The organism is Candidatus Sodalis pierantonius str. SOPE, assembly GCF_000517405.1.
GTDB classification, from domain to species: Bacteria; Pseudomonadota; Gammaproteobacteria; order Enterobacterales; family Enterobacteriaceae; genus Sodalis_C; species Sodalis_C pierantonii.
Map to the genome: position 1 here is coordinate 2,797,151 of NZ_CP006568.1, position 22,006 is coordinate 2,819,156.

Annotated in this window: 15 protein-coding genes, 1 tRNA gene and 8 pseudogenes; 8 read left to right on the plus strand and 16 right to left on the minus strand. The window is 51.5% G+C overall.

Annotated features, from left to right (window positions below; all coding sequences use genetic code 11):
- Nucleotides 1-243 precede the first annotated feature (243 nt).
- The 8 genes and pseudogenes from SOPEG_RS14170 to SOPEG_RS27640 form a co-directional block, all read right to left on the minus strand.
- Entirely contained in the window at nucleotides 244-651 is a 408-nt protein-coding gene (locus SOPEG_RS14170) for a hypothetical protein (protein ID WP_335333776.1), read from the minus strand.
- Between the two features lie 237 nt (nucleotides 652-888).
- Nucleotides 889-1,050, minus strand: coding sequence for a YqaE/Pmp3 family membrane protein (locus SOPEG_RS24925; protein WP_038468801.1), 162 nt, complete (start codon nucleotides 1,048-1,050; stop codon nucleotides 889-891).
- A 154-nt stretch (nucleotides 1,051-1,204) separates the two neighbouring features.
- Complete coding sequence (locus SOPEG_RS24930) at nucleotides 1,205-1,369, minus strand: con-10 family general stress protein (RefSeq protein WP_071882308.1); 165 nt, start codon at nucleotides 1,367-1,369, stop codon at nucleotides 1,205-1,207.
- Between the two features lie 298 nt (nucleotides 1,370-1,667).
- On the minus strand, nucleotides 1,668-1,988 hold the full coding sequence (locus tag SOPEG_RS14180) for a drug/metabolite transporter permease (protein ID WP_025245834.1): 321 nt from the start codon (nucleotides 1,986-1,988) through the stop codon (nucleotides 1,668-1,670).
- 97 nt (nucleotides 1,989-2,085) lie between these two features.
- Entirely contained in the window at nucleotides 2,086-3,009 is a 924-nt protein-coding gene (locus SOPEG_RS14185; protein ID WP_025243834.1) for an IS5-like element ISSoEn1 family transposase, read from the minus strand.
- 64 nt (nucleotides 3,010-3,073) lie between these two features.
- The gene (gene yddG / locus SOPEG_RS14190) at nucleotides 3,074-3,694 is read right to left on the minus strand and encodes an aromatic amino acid DMT transporter YddG (protein WP_236851482.1); all 621 of its coding nucleotides are present in this window, start codon (nucleotides 3,692-3,694) and stop codon (nucleotides 3,074-3,076) included.
- Between the two features lie 7 nt (nucleotides 3,695-3,701).
- Nucleotides 3,702-4,371: pseudogene (locus SOPEG_RS28830) on the minus strand (peptidase T); the annotation flags it as partial.
- Nucleotides 4,372-4,401: 30 nt separating this feature from the next.
- Nucleotides 4,402-4,503, minus strand: a pseudogene (locus tag SOPEG_RS27640) (IS5/IS1182 family transposase); the annotation flags it as partial.
- A gap of 76 nt (nucleotides 4,504-4,579) precedes the next feature.
- Here SOPEG_RS27640 and SOPEG_RS26480 point away from each other — a divergent pair.
- Nucleotides 4,580-5,503, plus strand: a pseudogene (locus tag SOPEG_RS26480) (IS5 family transposase).
- A 45-nt stretch (nucleotides 5,504-5,548) separates the two neighbouring features.
- Here SOPEG_RS26480 and SOPEG_RS14210 read toward each other — a convergent pair.
- A pseudogene (locus SOPEG_RS14210) lies at nucleotides 5,549-5,732 on the minus strand (YgdI/YgdR family lipoprotein).
- 133 nt (nucleotides 5,733-5,865) lie between these two features.
- Here SOPEG_RS14210 and istA (SOPEG_RS14215) point away from each other — a divergent pair.
- Nucleotides 5,866-7,419 (plus strand): IS21 family transposase, encoded by a 1,554-nt coding sequence (gene istA / locus SOPEG_RS14215; RefSeq protein ID WP_081743018.1) that lies wholly within the window; start codon nucleotides 5,866-5,868, stop codon nucleotides 7,417-7,419.
- Nucleotides 7,420-7,430: 11 nt separating this feature from the next.
- Nucleotides 7,431-8,184: pseudogene (gene istB, locus SOPEG_RS14220) on the plus strand (IS21-like element ISSoEn3 family helper ATPase IstB).
- A gap of 521 nt (nucleotides 8,185-8,705) precedes the next feature.
- On the opposite strand, the gene SOPEG_RS14225 reads toward istB (SOPEG_RS14220), so the two are convergent.
- Nucleotides 8,706-9,614 (minus strand): cation diffusion facilitator family transporter, encoded by a 909-nt coding sequence (locus SOPEG_RS14225; RefSeq protein WP_025245838.1) that lies wholly within the window; start codon nucleotides 9,612-9,614, stop codon nucleotides 8,706-8,708.
- Nucleotides 9,615-10,410: 796 nt separating this feature from the next.
- On the opposite strand from SOPEG_RS14225, the gene SOPEG_RS14230 reads away from it, so the two are divergent.
- Both SOPEG_RS14230 and SOPEG_RS14235 read left to right on the plus strand, forming a co-directional pair.
- Entirely contained in the window at nucleotides 10,411-10,692 is a 282-nt protein-coding gene (locus SOPEG_RS14230; protein ID WP_148297089.1) for a DUF1090 domain-containing protein, read from the plus strand.
- 99 nt (nucleotides 10,693-10,791) lie between these two features.
- Nucleotides 10,792-10,983 carry a hypothetical protein gene (locus tag SOPEG_RS14235; protein ID WP_025245839.1) on the plus strand — a complete coding sequence of 64 codons (192 nt, stop codon included), beginning with the start codon at nucleotides 10,792-10,794 and terminating at the stop codon, nucleotides 10,981-10,983.
- A 248-nt stretch (nucleotides 10,984-11,231) separates the two neighbouring features.
- Here the strand turns inward: SOPEG_RS14235 and SOPEG_RS14240 are convergent, their stop codons facing one another.
- A complete protein-coding gene (locus SOPEG_RS14240; RefSeq protein ID WP_025245840.1) occupies nucleotides 11,232-12,155 on the minus strand; it encodes an IS5-like element ISSoEn1 family transposase in 924 nt (307 codons plus the stop codon).
- 1,565 nt (nucleotides 12,156-13,720) lie between these two features.
- On the opposite strand from SOPEG_RS14240, the gene SOPEG_RS14250 reads away from it, so the two are divergent.
- Nucleotides 13,721-14,467: a glycosyltransferase family 25 protein gene (locus SOPEG_RS14250; protein ID WP_025245841.1), complete on the plus strand. Its 747-nt coding sequence runs from the start codon at nucleotides 13,721-13,723 to the stop codon at nucleotides 14,465-14,467.
- A 289-nt stretch (nucleotides 14,468-14,756) separates the two neighbouring features.
- On the opposite strand, the pseudogene SOPEG_RS14260 reads toward SOPEG_RS14250, so the two are convergent.
- The 4 genes and pseudogenes from SOPEG_RS14260 to SOPEG_RS14275 all read right to left on the minus strand — a co-directional run bounded on the left by SOPEG_RS14260 (nucleotide 14,757) and on the right by SOPEG_RS14275 (nucleotide 18,751).
- Nucleotides 14,757-15,965: pseudogene (locus SOPEG_RS14260) on the minus strand (IS256-like element ISSoEn2 family transposase).
- A 188-nt stretch (nucleotides 15,966-16,153) separates the two neighbouring features.
- Nucleotides 16,154-16,903 carry an IS21-like element ISSoEn3 family helper ATPase IstB gene (gene istB / locus SOPEG_RS14265; protein WP_025245842.1) on the minus strand — a complete coding sequence of 250 codons (750 nt, stop codon included), beginning with the start codon at nucleotides 16,901-16,903 and terminating at the stop codon, nucleotides 16,154-16,156.
- 11 nt (nucleotides 16,904-16,914) lie between these two features.
- Nucleotides 16,915-18,465 (minus strand): IS21-like element ISSoEn3 family transposase, encoded by a 1,551-nt coding sequence (istA, locus tag SOPEG_RS14270; RefSeq protein ID WP_081743019.1) that lies wholly within the window; start codon nucleotides 18,463-18,465, stop codon nucleotides 16,915-16,917.
- 209 nt (nucleotides 18,466-18,674) lie between these two features.
- Nucleotides 18,675-18,751 (minus strand) — tRNA-Val (locus SOPEG_RS14275).
- A 168-nt stretch (nucleotides 18,752-18,919) separates the two neighbouring features.
- Here SOPEG_RS14275 and SOPEG_RS14280 point away from each other — a divergent pair.
- Together SOPEG_RS14280 and SOPEG_RS14285 are read left to right on the plus strand one after the other, a co-directional pair.
- Nucleotides 18,920-19,806 (plus strand): annotated as a pseudogene (locus SOPEG_RS14280) (Rpn family recombination-promoting nuclease/putative transposase).
- A gap of 203 nt (nucleotides 19,807-20,009) precedes the next feature.
- Nucleotides 20,010-21,220 (plus strand): annotated as a pseudogene (locus SOPEG_RS14285) (IS256 family transposase).
- 77 nt (nucleotides 21,221-21,297) lie between these two features.
- On the opposite strand, the gene SOPEG_RS14295 reads toward SOPEG_RS14285, so the two are convergent.
- Nucleotides 21,298-21,561, minus strand: coding sequence for a hypothetical protein (locus SOPEG_RS14295; RefSeq protein ID WP_025245846.1), 264 nt, complete (start codon nucleotides 21,559-21,561; stop codon nucleotides 21,298-21,300).
- Nucleotides 21,562-22,006: the final 445 nt, after the last annotated feature.

A 22,006-nucleotide genomic window follows, 5' to 3' on the forward strand; every position in this document is an offset into this window, starting at 1 on the left:
ACAGTCAATATGCTGCCTGAGTCAACGCGCAAAAGCCATGACCTGAGTGCATAAGAAGTCGGTAATATTGATAGGCAGGGCTGCGGCGCGCGGCAGAGCTCCCGGCCCTATACACGCGCTTCGGGCAGGAGGGATGCCCGCGCGGGGGCGACTTGACGGGATAAAGGAGTCTTTAGCCCCGCGTGTTTTAGCCTGAAGCCGTGCGCCGGGTAGCCAGTGTCAAAGGGATCAACTCCATGAATCTCAGAGCCCTGAATGCGGATTGCCCTGAGCATAATTGAACATGCGTTGTACTACCTCATCCGCGCCTTTGATGACCTCCGAAAGGTGCCGGTCGCTGCGGTTTACCGCTTGGGAATAGGCGATTTCATGTGCTTCATCCACCATGGTAATGATCCGATCACGGGTTTGGACATCAAGATTAACCAAGATGGTAGTCAACACCACCTGATAGGCATGAGACGTCACCGTAAGTTGACGTTCCCGAGCCTCGAGCGCTTCAATACGGTCCAGCAGGACCTGATAGTGGGGATCGTTCGCCATAATGATTTCCCTTGCGTGACAAATAAACAGCCAAACTAAGATGGCTTGCTCCACGGTCGAGGGTGAAAACGACCGATCGCGGTCTTTCACCGGCAGCGTCGGCAGCAACGGTCCGATAGGGTCTTCACGTCGGGCTCCACAGCGCCTAAGGCTGAGTCCCATCATAGGCCGGTTTGCACCGACAAATAAAGTCCCCGCCGCTCTGGGCCGGCGTTGCGCGCACCTGCCTGGTTAGCGCCTGATTAGGATGAGTATAGACAATAGTGGCGCGCGAACGGCTGGAGGTTATCGAGTGCGACAGACGACGGGTATGCCAAGACGCTCTCAAGACGGGTTAAGGCGTAATCAGCGGCGGCTGGCCATGACCCACACCGCATGGACTATACCGGGAATATAGCCCAGAAAAGTCAGTAAAATATTGAGCCAGAAAGCGCCGCGCAATCCCACTTCCATGAAAACGCCGACCGGCGGTAAGATAATAGCGAAAATGACTTTGACGAAATCTATATCTACTCCTGATTGTCAGAATTTCCTATAATGCGATGCCATCGACGTGACGCCCTAAACCGCGGGGGGAAGATAGAAAATGTGTCACCGCCAGACGTTGCTGGCGGTGTTATTGCCTGTGAAAATTCGGCGCAGTCCGCCGGGACGGGCGGCATTATTTCCCTTTATGCATGCCGCCTTTTTTTCCTGCTTCCGAGGCTTTTTGCGGGTCATTTTTGAAGCCGCCGCTACCGCTATGTTGCCCCCCTTTTTTACCCGCTTCAGACGTTTTTTGTTTATCTTCAGCAAAATTTCCGGAACCGCTGCGATGTTCAGCCATAATAGCCTCCATTAATGGACATGACATTGTGTCATTAGCAACAACCCGTGTTGTGCTTTGATATTGACAACGCGTTCTATCGCGTCATCAATGGTGAAAGCGTAGTCAGCCGTGCACTCTTTCGCCAGAAGGCCAAACGCGGGGGATGGCGGTAAATGCCCTATACGATTGATTAGATGATAATTAACCTTTGATCATTAATTTATCGCCAGAATCGCGCCGCGATGAGACGCATCATCCGCCGAAAACGGAATAGCAGGCATTTCGGCGCTTGCCCCACCCCGTTTTGCCGGACTCATCAGGCTCGTCGGGTAAACCACCAGCAAATAAGCGATCCCGCGCAGACCATCACCACGCCCTGCCAGAAAGCCGGGGTTAACGCGACGCCCAGCCACAGGCTGACGAACGCCGCCGAGAGCACGGGAGTAAAATAGGAGACGGTGGCCAAAAGCGTCATATTGTTTTGAATAATACCGATGTTCCACGCCGCGTAAGCCGTTCCCATAATGGCGCCGGTCACCAGAAGTTGCAGAATGATCCGACTGGTGAATATTAATGTCGCGTCTTGGCTGAGTCCATATTTTAGCCACAGCAGTAAAGAGATGGCCAAAAAGAACATCGCTACGCCATTCTTGCCGCCGGCGTACTTTCGTGTAACGTCGCTTTGTTGAATAAATCCGAAATTTGTGACGACTTCCTCCCTATCAGGGCGATTGTTACATGATGCGGACGCTGTTTGGCATTCCTAACAACGTGATCCGGTTAAGCGCTTTGACCATTGCCATAGCCTCACCTACCTGCGCGTCATAGTCATGCAGACTCAGATGACCACCCAGAAGTATTTTAAACCGGAACATGGCCGTTTCAGCCAGTGAACGCCGGTGATAACCTACTTTCTTTTTCCAGGTATCGTTATTGCCGCTCAGATGCTGATTTGCCACCGCATGGTTACGCTCATGGTATCGAGCTGGCCAATATTGCGCACCACTTCGCGGTGGGATAAGCGGCTTTATTTTTTTCCTCAGCAGAGCATCATGACAGTAACGCGTATCGTAAGCACTGTCAGCCGACGCTTCCCTGATTTTCCGGTGGGTTTGGTTAATCAGCCCGGGCAGCGCCTGCGCATCTGTCGTACCGCTTAGCGATAAATCGGCACAGATAATTTCATGTGTCGCGCTATCTACTGCCAGATGAAGCTTGCGCCATACTCTGCGCCTCTCAGCCCCATGCTGCCTGACTTTCCATTCGCCTTCGCCGAAGATTTTCAGGCCGGTGCCATCGATGACCAGGTGTGAGATTTCGCCGCGGGTTGGCGTTTTTATGCTGATGTCGACGGTTTTTGCTCGCCGGCTGACCAGAGAGTAATCTGGGCAGCGCAGCGACAGCCCCATCAGTTTAAAAATCGAGTCAACGAAACCCTGTAACGCCCGGAGCGAAAGGTTAAACACGCGCTTTATCATCAGAACCGTGGTAATGGCCATATCGGTGTAGTGAAGCGGCCGGCCACGATGTTCAGGTGGTGTACTCTCAGTCCATGCAGCAATGGCTGACTCATCAAGCCATACTGTCAGGTCCCCCCGCTGCCTGAGCGCATTGTTATATGCGGGCCAGTTGGTGATTTTAAACTTTTGCTTTGCCATGGGGACCTGATGTTGAAACGAATGTAGTGATCAGAGCCGCCAGTCACCTAAAAGTTCGATTTATTCAACAAAGCCGTGTAACGTTACAATAGAGTGCCCAAACGATCGCCCCACTGAACGCCAGAGTATAACTGAGGGGATTTTGTCTGATATTGTGCAGCATATGGCGCGGCGTCCAGGTGCCGTGACCACACATTAACCAGTCGATGCCGAAAAGAGACAGTAATAACCCGGCATAGACCGCAGGTCCTGCGCGCTGGCCGTTCATCACAATCGCCAGCATCACGGTCAAACAGGGCCAGAGGTAGTTTATCATGCCCAATTCGATGGCTTGGCTACGAGCGCTGGCATAGCCCAGGGACAGCGCCAGGCAGATTTCATAAACAACAAACAGCAACCCGCCCCAGCACAAATAGCCGCGGGAACAACCGCGCAATTTCGGCCAGCCAATCAGTAATAATAAAAACACCGTACTCACGCTATACAGCATCGCGGCTCCACCCGCTGCCCCTAACGCTTCACTGATATCGCGCATCAGCACGACGCTGGTGCTCCAAAGTAAAATCGCCGCACCGCCTAACAGCGTGGCGCCATTACGCGAATAAACCATTGGCATGATAGGACGGGTTTCCTCTTTTCCCTGTTTGACAACGCCGCCGCCGGAGGCGTCCCGGCGGCTGTCCAACCACCGGTTAACCTGCCGCGGCGGCAAGCAGACAAATTTGTCGGGTCAGCGCATAACTGTTAACAAAGGCGCTGACGGGTAAAAACTCGAAACGTGAGTGAAAATTGTGGGCGCCGGTGAAATAGTTTGGCGTGAATAACCCTTTGGCGGACAGCGCCGCACCATCGGTGCCGCCCCGCATGGAGATAATTTGGGGCGCGATCGCCAGCGTATCCAGCGCGCTTAGCAGTAGATCAATGGCGCGCCGATCTTCCCCAAGCGCATTACTGATATTGCTATAGATGTCGCTCATGGTTACCGTAATGTCGCCGCTAGGATAGCGTCGGCCTATTTCAGCCGCCGCGGCGTGGACCTGTTGTTTTCGATCATTAAAAGCTTGCCGATCAAAATCACGCACCGCCACCGTTAGCGTCGCCTGATGTGCATTGGCGCTCATGGCGTTGACCCAAAAATAGCCCTCCCGCAACGCCGTAGTTTCGGGCGTCTGCACGCGGTCGAAGCAGCCGATAAAGTCATGAGCCATCAGGATAGGATTGACCATCACGCCTTTGGCCGCCAATAGGATGCGCGGTAACACCGGTGAAAACAACCGTGGCGGCGGCGGTATTAAAGTTCTCATAAACCACCTCGCCCTGTTCACAGCAATCGATGTGCTTTGTTGAATAAATCCGAAATTTGTGACGACTTCCTCCCTATCAGGGCGATTATTACATGATGCGGACGCTGTTTGGCATTCCTAACAGCGTGATCCGGTTAAGCGCTTTGACCATTGCCATAGCCTCACCTACCTGCGCGTCATAGTCATGCAGAGGCTTTGTTGAATAAATCGAACTTTTAGGTGACTGGCGGCTCTGATCACTACATTCGTTTCAACATCAGGTCCCTATGGCAAAGCAAAAGTTTAAAATCACCAACTGGCCCGCATACAACAATGCACTCAGGCAGCGGGGGGACCTGACAGTATGGCTTGATGAGTCAGCCATTGCTGCATGGACTGAGAATACACCACCTGAACATCGTGGCCGGCCGCTTCACTACACCGATATGGCCATTACCACAGTTCTGATGATAAAGCGCGTGTTTAACCTTTCGCTCCGGGCGTTACAGGGTTTCGTTGACGCGATTTTTAAACTGATGGGGCTGTCGCTGCGCTGCCCAGATTACTCTCTGGTCAGCCGGCGAGCAAAAACCGTCGACATCAGCATAAAAACGCCAACCCGCGGCGAAATCTCACACCTGGTCATCGATGGCACCGGCCTGAAAATCTTCGGCGAAGGCGAATGGAAAGTCTGGTAGCATGGGGCTGAGAGGCGCAGAGTATGGCGCAAGCTTCATCTGGCAGTAGATAGCGCGACACATGAAATTATCTGTGCCGATTTATCGCTAAGCGGTACGATAGATGCGCAGGCGCTGCCCGGGCTGATTAACCAAACCCACCGGAAAATCAGGGAAGCGTCGGCTGACAGTGCTTACGATACGCGTTACTGTCATGATGCTCTGCTGAGGAAAAAAATAAAGCCGCTTATCCCACCGCGAAGTGGTGCGCAATATTGGCCAGCTCGATACCATGAGTGTAACCATGCGGTGGCAAATCAGCATCTGAGCGGCAATAACGATACCTGGAAAAAGAAAGTAGGTTATCACCGGCGTTCACTGGCTGAAACGGCCATGTTCCGGTTTAAAACACTTCTGGGTGGTCATCTGAGTCTGCATGACTATGACGCGCAGGTAGGTGAGGCTATGGCAATGGTCAAAGCGCTTAACCGGATCACGCTGTTAGGAATGCCAAACAGCGTCCGCATCATGTAACAATCGCCCTGATAGGGAGGAAGTCGTCACAAATTTCGGATTTATTCAACAAAGCGTAGTACCGTTGGCATCTTTATAACTGAATCATCCCGGTCTGATCGTCGACCTTGGGCTTGCCATCGCTGACGATAGTTCTGCCATCGTTGGTGTGCATAGCGTAGTTACTTGAGCAACCGGCGATAAAGGCCGAAAAAATTACCACTGATAACATAGAGAATACTTTCTTCATAACCCACTCCTTTTTATCAGACATGCAATAATTGCTGGTTCCGGTCACATTCGATCACTGATTCCGATTCTGTCCGATCGCTCATCTTCTGTTCCGCCATACTCTGGAGACTTTTAGCTTCCGGGGGCATGGCATGGCACGTAAAAAGAAGAAAGCGAGAACGGAAATGTGCATCTATATTAATGTCTTACGTATGAAATTCGAGCAGCGTCGCTCGAATCGCACTATCGCAGCAGCGCTCGACATAGGCTGTACTACCGTGCACGATATCCTCGGCCGATTCACGGTAGCTAACCTGGTCTGGCCATTGCCGGCGGAACTGTCCCCTGTCGACCTCGACCGCCTGCTCTATCCCGGCAAATCCGGAAAAGTTATCAATACCTTACCCAGCTGGCTTGATATCGATACCGAGTTAAGCCGCAAGGGCATGACCAAGCAGCTGCTCTGGATGGAATATCAGTCCGCCGTGGGCGGTGATGCCCTCGGTTACTCACAGTTTTGTGCACTGTTCCGTGACTGGAAAAAGAAGCAGCGGCGTTCCATGCGCATGGAGCACAAGGCTGGCGAAAAGCTCTTCATCGACTTCTGTGGCCCCACCGTACCTATCGTCAACCCTGCGACCGGTAGCATACGCCAGGTCGCTATCTTCGTCGCTGCCATGGGCGTGTCAGGCTATGCGTATATCGAAGCCTGCGAAGGCCAGGACATGGCATCGTGGCTCAACGCCAATAGCCGCTGCCTGCACTTCATGGGTGGGGTTCCGGAGCTGATGATACCTGATAATCTGCGCAGCGCTGTCAGCACCCCTGACCGCTATGAGCCGGTCATAAACCAGAGCTACCAGGCGCTGGCAAATCACTATGAGACAGTGGTGCTACCGGCGCGCCCGAGAAAACCGAAAGACAAGGCGAAGGCAGAATCAACTGTGCAGCTGGTAGAACGCTGGGTTTTGGCCCGGTTGCGTAAACGTAGGTTCTACTCGCTGGCCGAACTCAACCAGGTGATACGAGAACTCAATCATGAGTTGAATCTGCGCCCGATGCGTCATTACGGCGGACAAAGTCGCCTTGCACGCTTCGAGCAGCTGGACAAACCGGCTTTTGGGCCTCTACCGCCCACACAATGGGAATACAGTGAGTATCTCGTTGCCCGAGTGGGACCTGATTACCACATAGACTACGGCAAAAACTGGTACTCGGTGCCGCATCCGCTGGTTGGCGAGCGCGTTGACGTCATCGCCACCCAACGGCTGGTGCAAATCCACCATAAGGGCGTCTGCGTGGCTACGCACCCTCGCAGCGATAACGCCTATAGGCACACGACTCAGGCGGCGCACATGCCGGCTAATCATAAGGGGCAGAGTCAGTGGACGCCGGAAAGGCTGTGCAGTTGGGCGCTGTCGGTGGGTGTGTGCACACTGAAAGTGGTCGAGTCCATCCAAAAGAGCAAAGCCCATCCGGAGCAGGCTTACCGCTCCGTGCTGGGGCTACTCAATAATCTGCAACGGCGCTATGAGACGACGCGACTGGAGAAGGCCTGCGCGCTGGCGTTGGAGAAAGGATGCATTAACCGCTCTTTCATAGCCAACGTATTGAAACACGGTCGTGAAAGTGAGGTCACCCAGGACGGAGCCGGCGTATCAATGCTGGTTCACGAAAACCTCCGAGGTCCGGACAGTTATCACTAAGGAGAATAAATATGGATACACTGTTAATGGCTCTGCGAGAGCTGAAGTTGTCGGCAATGGTCCAGGCGTTGGAGACGCAACGCGAACTCCCGGGGAGTTATGGGGAGCTGGGGTTCGAGGAGCGGTTGTCGCTGATGGTAGAATCGGAAAATTTGCATAGAAAAAACAACCACATATGCCGTCTGCGACGGCAATCGCAAATGCGCTTTCAGGCAAAACCGGAAGATATCCGCTATATCCCTAGCCGAGGAGTGACACCAGAACAGATGCGAGATCTGCTAGGGGGGGGGACAATATCTGAAATATCAGAAAAGCATACTCATCACGGGGCCGACAGGTACGGGCAAAACCTGGCTCAGTTGTGCGCTTGGTGAGCAGGCATGCCGGCAGCAATATAGCGTGCGTTACTGGCGAGTGGGTCGGTTGCTGGCCCATCTTCACCAGTGTCAGGTAGACGGGACCTATCTAAAACAGCTTAAGCAGTTAGAAAAAATAGAGTTACTGATCTTGGACGACGTGGGCCTAGAATCAATAAGTCCGATGCAGGCAACGATGCTGTTGGAGGTGATGGAAGATCGCTACGACAAAAGCAGCAGCATCCTGATCAGTCAACTGCCGGTGAAAAAATGGTATGGACTGATAGAAAACCCCACGACAGCTGACGCGTTACTCGATCGGTTAGTACACCCCAGCTATAGACTGGAACTTAAAGACGAATCACTACGCAAAGAGCAAGGAGTAGCCAGCACAGGAAAAATAGACTAAACCCGAGTCAGAAGATGAGCGAACACGTGATCGAATATCACTGGAATGGGTGATCGGAAAATATCGGAATAACTGTTCGGATGTCGCCGGAACAGCTGATCGGATACGTCGGAATCTGCAATAATTTTAGCGCAAACTCGCGGCATCGCTAATTTTTTGCGAGTATAGCGGCGGATTATTTCGGGACATTGCGGGCCAACAAGATATTTACCGTGGCTTTACCCATCGGCGGCGCAAAGCAAATTCGCTGTTCTCTGGCGCTCAGGGTCACAAATTAAGCCGCATCGGGGCAAATGCGCGTCATTTCTGCGATAGCGGCTAAGGCTATAATATCGATGAATATTTGAAGGAGAATAATTAGTCTTTCTCATTTGTTCGCGCTGCCGTTAGATGATAGTTTCAATATGTCATCCCACTCCGGTGATGGCGAAAGTGATGTTGGGCACCCACGTTTTTTTTCAGTGGGTGTTTTTTTACCGCCGGCGAGCGCCAAGCGCCGCCGCGAGGTGTGCCCCTCGGCGCTATTTGATAAGATCGTCGAGTCGTTCGTCCGCAATCCCGGCCGGCTCAAGATGTGCGGAAACCTCCGCTACGCTGAACAGTGCCCTGACAGCCGCTTCCGCATTATCGCAAATGGCGTGACCCGCATCGACGGTCAACTGCCCATCCACTTCTACATGCAGCTCGACAAATACCCGATCTCCGCCGTTACGGGTACGCAGGTCATGAACCCCTTCCACACCGGGACAACTCAGTGCCGCGGCGGTAATGCGACGGCGATCGGCGCTATCAAGCTCGCGGTCAAGCAATTGCAGCATTGCCGAACGGATCATGCCGCGAGCATTCCAAACCATGTAACAGGAAATGGCCAGCGCACCGCTGGCGTCTGCCCTGATCCAGCCAAACTGATGTTCGAGGATCAGCGCGCAGAGCACCGCAATATTCACCGCGATATCGGTGATGTAATGCGCGCGATCGGCGGCGATTGCCGTCGACTGCGTGTATTTCACCACCAGCGTTTGCATGGTCACCAGCAAACTGGCGCAAAGGGTACTGACGACAATCACAATAATGCCCAGCCCCTGCGCAGCAAGCGCCTGCGGGGTAATGAGTCGGCTGACAGACTCTATCCCGAGCGCGACTCCGGCCGCCGCCAAGAGCATTGCCTGCACAAACGCGGCTACGGCTTCCGCTTTACCGTGGCCGAAACGATGGCCGCAATCCGCAGGCCGCTGTGCATAATATACGCCCACCTGCGTGACCATTGACGCCAATACATCGACTAAACCATCCGCCGCCGAGGTCAGTAATGCAATGGAGCCCGTTTCCAGCCATGCCCAAACTTTGATGCACACCAACGTTAACGCCACACCAAGCGACACCAGCGGGGCGATACGTGTCAGGCGTTTTTTAGGCAGCTTAGCAATCATAATGCTTTATCCAGATGATAATCATTTACCCTACACGCTATAAAATAATTAAATTCAACTGTTTATTATGTTGGTTCGAGAATTAAAAAAACAGCTTTTTTTCACACAGGATAAAGCATGAGCGCTAAATAAACGCTTTGCCGGTTCTCCTTTGCGCTGAACAACAATAGAATAACCACGTATTCATTATTAACATCCATGATTTAAGCACAGCGCCCCAAAGGCGCTCAAGCCGCTTACCGCCCATTTCCTGCACCTGGGACGTCGAGTTCGCCTTGCTACCGTGAATTTGACACGTTGCATCAGCACCTATCACGAGCGTGATAAAATCCGGCTGCTTAAATTAGCTCTTTTTGTTGTTTAAACCGTGCCAGGATGAGACTTTGGTGCGTAGGAATAATCACTTTCATCTTTTAACGCACGTTTGCGTCGCCCTGGCTGGATTAACGTATAGGGCCACGGGCGTGGCGCATTAATCCAAACCGCGCTAAGCTCAGCAGGCGAATAAATGTATGTCTTGCGACATCATTAGAGCCTCATTTTAATGACTCTGGACATGATTTGCCGAAACGCGCCCCCCTTACATTGCGCCCCCATAGTCAGCCCATCACGCTTTATTGTTAACCCGATACGGACATTACCTGTTTCGCGCTGCCATCGAGCGACGCACTATTTCCTCCCGGCCTTAAATTCTGATAAAATTAAGGTGAAATTATTATGTATACATTTATCTTTTCCTTAGAAAAGGATTAACTGAAAAGGATTAACGGTGAAAACGATACTCCCCTATCTGGCGATGATTGGCGCTTTGATGATATTCCCGGGACAACGTGCGCTGGCGGCAAGCGGCTGCGCGGCAAAACAGCAGTCTGTGCAGACGCAGCTTTCCCATGCCTGCGCTCAAGGCAACGCGGCGCGGGCGGAAGGTCTGGAAAAGGCGCTGGCTGAGATTACCGCCCATTGTCGCGATGACCAGCTACAGGCAGACCGCGAGCGCCACATTGCCGACAAGAAAAACAAGCTGGCGCAACGGCAGCACGAACTAACGCAAGCCCAGCAAACAGGTAATAGCGAATAAAATTCGCAAAAAACAGAAAAAAGTTACACGTGCTCAACAAGAACTTGAAGAAGCACAATCGGCATTAAAGCAGTAAGTCGCCACGCTGGCCGCACGGCAATGAAATTAATCGACGACCGCCGCACGACGACGATTGCCGGCAAAAGAATATCATTCCGTCATGTGCTGGCGCGGAAAATATGTCGTATTTTACAACATTTTTTTTGCGATACCGCCGCCCACGCCAGTGTCATCGCTTCTTACCTCAAGACGCTAAAAATATCGCACGCCGCTATCGCACTGCGCTGGTGAAGGCCAGGTGAGATATCGTGTAACTTTTATACGAATGTATTACGCATCGTCGTAACATGTGCTTGATTTGCGGCGGAGGGAATATCTGTTACTCCCCTGCCCGACGCAGCAGTCTACTTAACGCCGCGTATAACGCTTCTTCATTCTCGTCCTCAACGCTGATTCCCGCGTTTTTGACAATAGTCGTCAACTCGCTTTGTTGAATAAATCCGAAATTTGTGACGACTTCCTCCCTATCAGGGCGATTGTTACATGATGCGGACGCTGTTTGGCATTCCTAACAACGTGATCCGGTTAAGCGCTTTGACCATTGCCATAGCCTCACCTACCTGCGCGTCATAGTCATGCAGACTCAGATGACCACCCAGAAGTATTTTAAACCGGAACATGGCCGTTTCAGCCAGTGAACGCCGGTGATAACCTACTTTCTTTTTCCAGGTATCGTTATTGCCGCTCAGATGCTGATTTGCCACCGCATGGTTACGCTCATGGTATCGAGCTGGCCAATATTGCGCACCACTTCGCGGTGGGATAAGCGGCTTTATTTTTTTCCTCAGCAGAGCATCATGACAGTAACGCGTATCGTAAGCACTGTCAGCCGACGCTTCCCTGATTTTCCGGTGGGTTTGGTTAATCAGCCCGGGCAGCGCCTGCGCATCTGTCGTACCGCTTAGCGATAAATCGGCACAGATAATTTCATGTGTCGCGCTATCTACTGCCAGATGAAGCTTGCGCCATACTCTGCGCCTCTCAGCCCCATGCTGCCTGACTTTCCATTCGCCTTCGCCGAAGATTTTCAGGCCGGTGCCATCGATGACCAGGTGTGAGATTTCGCCGCGGGTTGGCGTTTTTATGCTGATGTCGACGGTTTTTGCTCGCCGGCTGACCAGAGAGTAATCTGGGCAGCGCAGCGACAGCCCCATCAGTTTAAAAATCGAGTCAACGAAACCCTGTAACGCCCGGAGAGAAAGGTTAAACACGCGCTTTATCATCAGAACCGTGGTAATGGCCATATCGGTGTAGTGAAGCGGCCGGCCACGATGTTCAGGTGGTGTACTCTCAGTCCATGCAGCAATGGCTGACTCATCAAGCCATACTGTCAGGTCCCCCCGCTGCCTGAGCGCATTGTTATATGCGGGCCACTTGGTGATTTTAAACTTTTGCTTTGCCATGGGGACCTGATGTTGAAACGAATGTAGTGATCAGAGCCGCCAGTCACCTAAAAGTTCGATTTATTCAACAAAGCCTCGTCAACTCTCAATTTATCGCCTCCATCCATTCTTGACTATTCATTTCAGGCGCGACATTCGCTTTCTGAGCATTATCGTCGGCCAAAGTTATCATTTTTTTCATGGTATTGTCCTGGCTTTGGTGCCGTCGTCATTCGGCCGCACCGTTTTATATCTGCCGCAATGCTTACTCGACACGGTGTCGCTAATCATTACGATGTCAAATACGTTAAACTGCTAAAGAAAATTCCGAATATTCCCCCGCCTAGCCTTGTTGTGTGCACGCCGCAAGCACCCTCAATGCGATTGAATACCATCGCTAATAGCAAATGCATTACGCATTGAAGAAGACTATCTATTCTAACGATTAATACTTTTGATTCTTTTATAAGGTTAACGCTGACGGCTCAGGCATTTAAGAGGGCGGTCCTTAACGACCTTATACGATAACATCCATTAAATTTGACACAGAGACCGTATCATTTTTATTAATTAATTGAAGCAAATAATTTTAAATCATCATTCAACACTACCGGAAACGCCAGCCTATTCCTATCAAGATTAAGTGACCTGGCCGGCATTTTTCCATCGTCAGAGAATAACTATTAAACGTAATGTGGCGCTTGTCAATAGATTTCCCACCACCCTGAAGATTTATTTCTAAAAGAATTGTCTTCGCGGCCGATGACCCAATATTATCCACAAGAATCATCTGAGCGCCATCAGAAAAATCCTTTTATTCTAGCAAGTGTTAATTTGATCGAATTGTCTTATATGGCGTTATTGCATCTGCGTCAGCCACTCACCAAGATGAATATAATTTCATAGATATTAATATCAATAAATAATTTTCATCCTATGCGTACTTAATTGTCACCCGACATTAAGCGCCACGGACAAGCGACCACGGCGCTCATTTTTAAGTCCCTCAACGGAATGCCTTGTAGCGCAAATGTTTACCCCCGTCGAAGTGACCGTGAGCATGTTCATGATATTGGCGGAAGTATCGACATCGCCCGCGTAACGCGTGGGGCTAAAGCCGCGTTTCTCTTAGCATAGGCATAATTGCTTCCCACAATCGATCGGACTCCGTTCCCTTTCCACCAATATGACCTGAAGGAGCGCAAGATAACGGGGCAAGGTAGTGCCAACCACGGATACAACGCATCATCACTGCCCGAATTAGCCCCCCTGTCCCTGCGGGCTAAAGGGGAATACTCTTCGCCTTATTGAATTAATAATATTTCATTGAATTACAATCCAGATAATATAGCACCTTGAGCAGAAAAATCGCAGATAAATAGTTTTTAATTTTCTCGCCATGGTGCAAGTTTTGCTGGCCTTATCCACAAGGCTTTTAGCGTCAAGAATAACCACGGGAACAAGTAAATGCAACTCAATATTTGCATGTGCGATATATAAAACAGATAATTAATTTACATTCTGCGTTTAATCTTGAAAGCAAAATAGAGCCGCGCACCTTTTATTATCCGCATATTGGAGAAGGCGTGAAAGTTTTCATCATCAATCTCAAAGCATCACCCAAACGCCGTCAATGTATTGAATACCAGTGCCAACATTACTCTCTTGATTATGAGTTTATCGAAGCCATAAATGGCCATCTGCTTAGCGGCGAGGACATTGTGCAACATACACGTAAAATCAATTATGCCACCCGTCCGGGTGAAATTGGTTGCGCCCTTAGCCACATCCATATCTATCGCCTCATTTGCGAGCGTGGGCTTAAGCAGGCGTTAATCCTTGAGGATGACGCAAAGCTTACCCAGGAAGCCATTTCGCTTCTCCCCCAACTAGCGCTGTGCGATATTCTCAGCAAGCCGCTGTTAACGCTGCTGACCCCCAGCTGTCAATACCTAAAAAAACCGATTCAGGCATTGGATAAGACACATTGTCTGCATAGGGTAGTTGATGCCGCGATGACTCACGGTTACATCATCAATCGCACGGCCGCGCGCAACATGGCGGCGGGCCTCTATCCGGTATGGATGGTGGCCGACAAATTTTCCATTTTTCAGGATTACTCCTTTTGTCAGGTACGTGCCGTAGTGCCGCCGGTCATTTTGCATAGCATCCATGCAGCTCAGTCACACATCAGTATTACCCCCAAACCTGAGGCGGCGCGCAATGCCATTTGGCAATCATTAAAAGCGCGGGCGCCGTGGAAGGTTAAATGCAAACATCTGCTTTGGGGTCTGCTGGTACAGCCTTTTTTTTCCATCGTAAAACAGCGATAAAAAATGCCTCTCTTTATAGGGGCCATGATGCCGGCGCGGACTGCACGCCACGGGACAGTCTCGCGGGGGGGGGGAATGTGCGCGTGAGAGGATTGGCCCCTGCTATCACTGCAGAATGAGTGGCGCAGCGATGGAAAGTCATTTAGGGAAAGAATTTTGCGATTAGGGTCTGACTAGCAGGGTCGTACTAGCAGAATTTTGACGACGTGGGAAGAATACACAGTAGGCAGCGTTAGACCCTGTACACGATTCTGTGAGCCCGTACCGGATTCTGTGTAAATGCCTTTTCTCAGAAGTGACCGTCCAGGCGGTCACCGAACTCGATAATAAAGCGGCTCATTGCCATGCGCCAGTCCCTCAAAGGCATTGTCCATTTCTGTAAGGCCGCCTGTATCGCCAGCCACACCACCTTTTTCACTGCGTCGTCGGTCGGGAACACCTTGCGCTTTTTGATGGCATGCCGGATCACGCTGTTTAACGACTCGATGGCGTTGGTCGTGTAGATCACCTTGCGGATGTCCGTTGGGTAGGCAAAGAACGTGGCCAGATTGGCCCAGTTTGCCTGTCAGCTTTGACTTATTTGTGGGTAGCGGATGTCCCAGGCACTGGAGAACGCTTCCAGCGCCTGCAAGCCGGCTTCTTCCGTAGGGGCCTGATAGATAGCTTTCAGGTCGCGGGTGACGGCCTTGTAGTCCTTCCAGGAGACGAACCGCAGGCTGTTGCGCACCATATGCACGATACACAGCTGGAGCCGCGCTTCCGGATACACCGCGTTAATAGCGTCAGGGAAGCCTTTCAGCCCGTCTACGCAGGCGATAAGGATATCGTTCAGGCCGCGGTTTTTCAGCTCTGTCAGCACGTTCAGCCAGAACTTTGCGCCTTCATTTTCGGCCAGCCACATACCTAGCAACTCTTTCTGGCCTTCGATGTTGATGCCCAGCGCCAGGAACACAGATTTGTTGATGATGCGGCTGTCCTGCCGGACTTTTAGAACGATACAGTCAAGATAAACAATGGGATAGACTGCATCCAGAGGCCGGTTTTTCCATTCGACAACCTGCTCCATGACCGCATCGGTGACCTTTGAGACCAGCGCCGGCGAGACATCGGCGTCATACAGCTCTTTGAACGCGGCGGCGATCTCGCGGGTGGTCATCCCTTTGGCGTACAACGATAAAATCTGGTTATCCATCCCGGTAATCCGGGTCTGGTTCTTCTTCACCAGTTGCGGTTCAAAGGAACCGTCACGATCGCGTGGAGTACGCAGCGCCAGCGGGCCATCGCCAGTGGTAACGGTTTTTGTGGAATAGCCGTTGCGGGCGTTGGTCCCCGGTTTAGGCTGATTTTTATCGTAGCCGAGGTGATGGGTCATTTCGGCATTGAGAGCTGCTTCGACGCTAATTTTTTTCAGCAGCCGATCGAAGTGACTGAGATCTTCAGGGGTTTTGAGATTTTTGGCCAGTTCGTTAGCCAGAGCCTGCAACTGTTTTTCGTCCATAAATTAACCTGTTTTTGATGTTGGATTGAACATATCAAAATCAGGCAAATACACAAATTTCTAAACAGGCTCGATTCCGACGTATCCGATCAGCTGTTCCGGCGACATCCGATCAGTTATTCCGATATTTTCCGATCACCCATTCCAGTGATATTCGTTCACGTGTTCGCTCATCTTCTGACTCGGGTTTAGTCTATTTTTCCTGTGCTGGCTACTCCTTGCTCTTTGCGTAGTGATTCGCCTTTAAGTTCCAGTCTATAGCTGGGGTGTACTAACCGATCGAGTAACGCGTCAGCTGTCGTGGGGTTTTCTATCAGTCCATACCATTTTTTCACCGGCAGTTGACTGATCAGGATGCTGCTGCTTTTGTCGTAGCGATCTTCCATCACCTCCAACAGCATCGTTGCCTGCATCGGACTTATTGATTCTAGGCCCACGTCGTCCAAGATCAGTAACTCTATTTTTTCTAACTGATTAAGCTGTTTTAGATAGGTCCCGTCTACCTGACACTGGTGAAGATGGGCCAGCAACCGACCCACTCGCCAGTAACGCACGCTATATTGCTGCCGGCATGCCTGCTCACCAAGCGCACAACTGAGCCAGGTTTTGCCCGTACCTGTTGGCCCCGTGATGAGTATGCTTTTCTGATATTTCAGATATTGTCCCCCTAGCAGATCTCGCATCTGTTCCGGTGTCACTCCTCGGCTAGGGATATAGCGGATATCTTCCGGTTTTGCCTGCAAGCGCATTTGCGATTGCCGTCGAAGACGGCATATATGGTTGTTTTTTCTATGCAAATTTTCCGCTTCTACCATCAGCGACAACCGCTCCTCGAACCCCAGCTCCCCATAACTCCCCGGGAGTTCGCGTTGCGTCTCCAACGCCTGGACCATTGCCGACAACTTCAGCTCTCGCAGAGCCATTAACAGTGTATCCATATTTATTCTCCTTAGTGATAACTGTCCGGACCTCGGAGGTTTTCGTGAACCAGCATTGATACGCCGGCTCCGTCCTGGGTGACCTCACTTTCACGACCGTGTTTCAATACGTTGGCTATGAAAGAGCGGTTAATGCACCCTTTCTCCAACGCCAGCACGCAGGCCTTCTCCAGTCGCGTCGTCTCATAGCGCCGTTGCAGATTGAGTAGCCCCAGCACGGAGCGGTAAGCCTGCTCCGGATGGGCTTTGCTCTTTTGGATGGACTCGACCACTTTCAGTGTGCACACACCCACCGACAGCGCCCAACTGCACAGCCTTTCCGGCGTCCACTGACTCTGCCCCTTATGGTTAGCCGGCATGTGCGCCGCCTGAGTCGTGTGCCTATAGGCGTTATCGCTGCGAGGGTGCGTAGCTACGCAGACGCCCTTATGGTGGATTTGCACCAGCCGTTGGGTGGCGATGACGTCAACCCGCTCGCCAACCAGCGGATGCGGCACCGAATACCAGTTTTTGCCGTAGTCTATGTGGTAATCAGGTCCCACTCGGGCAACGAGATACTCACTGTATTCCCATTGTGTGGGCGGTAGAGGCCCAAGAGCCGGTTTGTCCAGCTGCTCGAAGCGTTCAAGGCGACTTTGTCCGCCGTAATGACGCATCGGGCGCAAATTCAACTCATGATTGAGTTCTCGTATCACCTGGTTGAGTTCGGCCAGCGAGTAGAACCTACGTTTACGCAACCGGGCCAAAACCCAGCGTTCTACCAGCTGCACAGTTGATTCTGCCTTCGCCTTGTCTTTCGGTTTTCTCGGGCGCGCCGGTAGCACCACTGTCTCATAGTGATTTGCCAGCGCCTGGTAGCTCTGGTTTATGACCGGCTCATAGCGGTCAGGGGTGCTGACAGCGCTGCGCAGATTATCAGGTATCATCAGCTCCGGAACCCCACCCATGAAGTGAAGGCAGCGGCTATTGGCGTTGAGCCACGATGCCATGTCCTGGCCTTCGCAGGCTTCGATATACGCATAGCCTGACACGCCCATGGCAGCGACGAAGATAGCGACCTGGCGTACGCTACCGGTCGCAGGGTTGACGATAGGTACGGTGGGGCCACAGAAGTCGATGAAGAGCTTTTCGCCAGCCTTGTGCTCCATGCGCATGGAACGCCGCTGCTTCTTTTTCCAGTCACGGAACAGTGCACAAAACTGTGAGTAACCGAGGGCATCACCGCCCACGGCGGACTGATATTCTATCCAGAGCAGCTGCTTGGTCATGCCCTTGCGGCTTAACTCGGTATCGATATCAAGCCAGCTGGGTAAGGTATTGATAACTTTTCCGGATTTGCCGGGATAGAGCAGGCGGTCGAGGTCGACGGGGGACAGTTCCGCCGGCAATGGCCAGACCAGGTTAGCTACCGTGAATCGGCCGAGGATATCGTGCACGGTAGTACAGCCTATGCCGAGCGCTGCTGCGATAGTGCGATTCGAGCGACGTTGCTCGAATTTCATACGTAAGACATTAATATAGATGCACATTTCCGTTCTCGCTTTCTTCTTTTTACGTGCCATGCCATGCCCCCGGAAGCTAAAAGTCTCCAGAGTATGGCGGAACAGAAGATGAGCGATCGGACAGAATCGGAATCGCTGATCGGGCGACCGGAATCAGTGATCGGATGAAATCAGAATTAGTGATCGGGTGAAATCGGAATCAGTGATCGGATGTGACCGGAACCAGCAACATATCAAAATCAGGCAAATACACAAATTTCTAAACAGGCTCGGTCGAGCAGGATTTGAACCCGCGTCCTTACGGTTTTTGTTACACGTACGCTCTTCCGCACTGAGCTACCGACCCATCATTTCGTTACATGCTCCAATTACACAAAATATACCGTACCTTGGTATGTCCCTTTTAGCACGTTCATTTCCAATTATTTACGTTAATTTAATCGCAAACCCGTTCTTGCCACGTACCCATCCTCGGCGGTAAGGTGCAGGCATCAATTTTAAAGACGGTATCGATATGTCTAACTTATTGGTTTCTAAGCATGACTCCTTGTTCAAGAAATTCCTCGGTGATCTCGCTGTTGCGAGATATTTTCTCGAGGTGCACTTGCCGTCGCAACTCAGTGAACATTGCGATTTCACTACACTGGCGATGGCCTCCGGCAGCTTTATCGAAGAAGACCTGCGAACTCAGTGCTCGGATATGCTTTACACCGTGCAGACTACCTCGGGCATGGGATATATCTACTGTTTGATTGAACATCAAAGCAGGCCGGAGAAACTCATGGCGTTTAGACTGTTAAGATACTGTGTGGCGGCCATGCAGCAGCATCTCGAGCAGGGCAACAAGCAGTTGCCGGTGGTAATCCCACTGCTCTTTTACCATGGGCGCACATCACCTTACCCTTACTCGCCCACTGGCTGGATTGCTTTGCCGACCCAAAACTGGCAAAATCGGTCTATTACCAGGCATTCCCGCTGGTCGATATCACCACCATACCGGATCACGAAATACTGTTTCACCGGCGTGTTGCACTGCTTGAACTTGTGCAAAAACACATTCGCACCCGCGATATGTTTGAGCTGGCCGTTGATATTGCTAGATTGTTGAATAATTGGGCGGTGCCAAAAGAACAGTTTCGTAGCCTGATATACTATATTGCGGAAAGGGGAAATACCTCAAATCCAGGTCTGTTTCTGCAAGAGATCGCAGCCAAAGCACTCGATTATCAGGAGGACATAATGACCATTGCAGAGCTAGAAGCTAAAGGCATGCAAAAAGGCCGTCAGGAAACGACCATTGAATTTGCAAAAAAGTTCCTCGCGAATGGGGTTGATCGCTCAACGGTTAAGCTCTCTACTGGCCTTACCGACGAACAGCTAGACGCTCTGACCCGCCAATGATCCCCTACTCCCGGGCCCCGGCTACCCATCGGGGTTCGTTGTACACCGGTTAATGTGTCATTGACTCAAGTTCGCGCCATGTCGCACAGGCACACGTCATATCTTGAGAATGGCGGCAATGGTGCTAATAGGAGCCTGCTTAGAAATTTGTGTATTTGCCTGATTTTGATATGTTCAATCCAACATCAAAAACAGGTTAATTTATGGACGAAAAACAGTTGCAGGCTCTGGCTAACGAACTGGCCAAAAATCTCAAAACCTCTGAAGATCTCAGTCACTTCGATCGGCTGCTGAAAAAAATCAGCGTCGAAGTAGCTCTCAATGCCGAAATGACCCATCACCTCGGCTACGATAAAAATCAGCCTAAACCGGGGACCAACGCCCGCAACGGCTATTCCACAAAAACCGTTACCACTGGCGATGGCCCGCTGGCGCTGCGTACTCCGCGCGATCGTGACGGTTCCTTTGAACCGCAACTGGTGAAGAAGAACCAGACCCGGATTACCGGGATGGATAACCAGATTTTATCGTTGTACGCCAAAGGGATGACCACCCGCGAGATCGCCGCCGCGTTCAAAGAGCTGTATGACGCCGATGTCTCGCCGGCGCTGGTCTCAAAGGTCACCGATGCGGTCATGGAGCAGGTTGTCGAATGGCAAAACCGGCCTCTGGATGCAGTCTATCCCATTGTTTATCTTGACTGTATCGTTCTAAAAGTCCGGCAGGACAGCCGCATCATCAACAAATCTGTGTTCCTGGCGCTGGGCATCAACATCGAAGGCCAGAAAGAGTTGCTAGGTATGTGGCTGGCCGAAAACGAAGGCGCAAAGTTCTGGCTGAACGTGCTGACAGAGCTGAAAAACCGCGGCCTGAACGATATCCTTATCGCCTACGTAGACGGGCTGAAAGGTTTCCCTGACGCTATTAACGTGGTGTATCCGGAGGCGCGGCTCCAGCTGTGTATCGTGCATATGGTGCGCAACAGCCTGCGGTTCGTCTCCTGGAAGGACTACAAGGCCGTCACCCGCGACCTGAAAAAGCTATCTATCAGGTCCCTACGGAAGAAGCCGGCTTGCAGGCGTTGGAAGCGTTCTCCAGTGCTTGGGACATCCGCTACCCGCAAATAAGTCGAAGCTGGCAGGCAAACTGGGCCAATCTGGCCACGTTCTTTGCCTACCCAACGGACATTCGCAAGGTGATCTACACGACCAACGCCATCGAGTCGTTAAACAGCGTGATCCGGCATGCCATTAAAAAGCGCAAGGTGTTCCCGACCGACGACGCAGTGAAAAAGGTGGTGTGGCTGGCGATACAGGCGGCCTCACAGAAATGGACAATGCCTTTGAGGGACTGGCGCATGGCAATGAGCCGCTTTATTATCAAGTTCGGTGACCGCCTGGACGGTCACTTCTGAGAAAAGGCATTTACACGGAATCCGGTACGGGCTCGAATTATAAATTCATTGTGTATCTTTTTCAACAAAATCGTTAATCAAAAACTGTTTAAACGGCTTTCAAACTTACTCAAACCACGGCCAATCCAGTCCAGAATATAGTGCAAAAAAATCATTTTCCGCTCATTTTTTTGCGACGAATCCAGAATCAGTAAAATCACTGTAAGCCGCGCCAGTAAAGGGCTTCCGGCTAGTCCATCGTTCCCCTTGAGAGTCCAGAAATGATTGCCACCCCACATACCGGTCAGCAGCAAGCAACGCATCATCGCACGGCGCAACCACGCAGATTTCGTGACTAACATCCTGTGTCCCCTGTAGTGAAGCAGTTAATTTATCATGTTTTTTTTGACCTTGTTCACCGTAGTATATAAGCAGAAAAGGAAATCTGCGCACTAAACCAAAGCGAAACCCTGCGAAGCGGTTACCCTTTGACCATTTTCCCTGTGCTATGCCTTCGGCGGCATCCTCACGCGGCCCGCGTCGCGACGCCCAATGAGCCCCTCTCTCCGTGGACGCTATGCGCCGACAGAGGCTGATTGCCGCCTAAAATGGAGAAGTTCTCCGGCACGGCGCGAAGCGTTGCCGACAGCGTTCAAGCGCTCCGACGCGCGCTATACACCACGGTGAACCAGCGGTAATCGAAGGGGTTACCTTGACGAGTCATCAACTCGGGAGCGTTTTCATTCATCGCGCTATCAACGCCGACTAAGGAGGGAGTCACGCTATTGCCGCAGACGGCTGCATGAC

Coding starts and splice junctions, on each gene's coding strand:
- SOPEG_RS24930 (WP_071882308.1), bottom strand. CDS start 1,369: ATGGCTGAACATCGCAGCGGTTCCGGAAATTTTGCTGAAGATAAACAA.
- SOPEG_RS14180 (WP_025245834.1), bottom strand. CDS start 1,988: ATGTTCTTTTTGGCCATCTCTTTACTGCTGTGGCTAAAATATGGACTC.
- SOPEG_RS14185 (WP_025243834.1), bottom strand. CDS start 3,009: ATGGCAAAGCAAAAGTTTAAAATCACCAACTGGCCCGCATATAACAAT.
- istA (WP_081743018.1), top strand. CDS start 5,866: ATGGCACGTAAAAAGAAGAAAGCGAGAACGGAAATGTGCATCTATATT.
- SOPEG_RS14225 (WP_025245838.1), bottom strand. CDS start 9,614: ATGATTGCTAAGCTGCCTAAAAAACGCCTGACACGTATCGCCCCGCTG.
- SOPEG_RS14230 (WP_148297089.1), top strand. CDS start 10,411: ATGATTGGCGCTTTGATGATATTCCCGGGACAACGTGCGCTGGCGGCA.
- SOPEG_RS14235 (WP_025245839.1), top strand. CDS start 10,792: ATGAAATTAATCGACGACCGCCGCACGACGACGATTGCCGGCAAAAGA.
- SOPEG_RS14240 (WP_025245840.1), bottom strand. CDS start 12,155: ATGGCAAAGCAAAAGTTTAAAATCACCAAGTGGCCCGCATATAACAAT.
- istB (WP_025245842.1), bottom strand. CDS start 16,903: ATGGATACACTGTTAATGGCTCTGCGAGAGCTGAAGTTGTCGGCAATG.
- istA (WP_081743019.1), bottom strand. CDS start 18,465: ATGGCACGTAAAAAGAAGAAAGCGAGAACGGAAATGTGCATCTATATT.
- SOPEG_RS14295 (WP_025245846.1), bottom strand. CDS start 21,561: ATGTTAGTCACGAAATCTGCGTGGTTGCGCCGTGCGATGATGCGTTGC.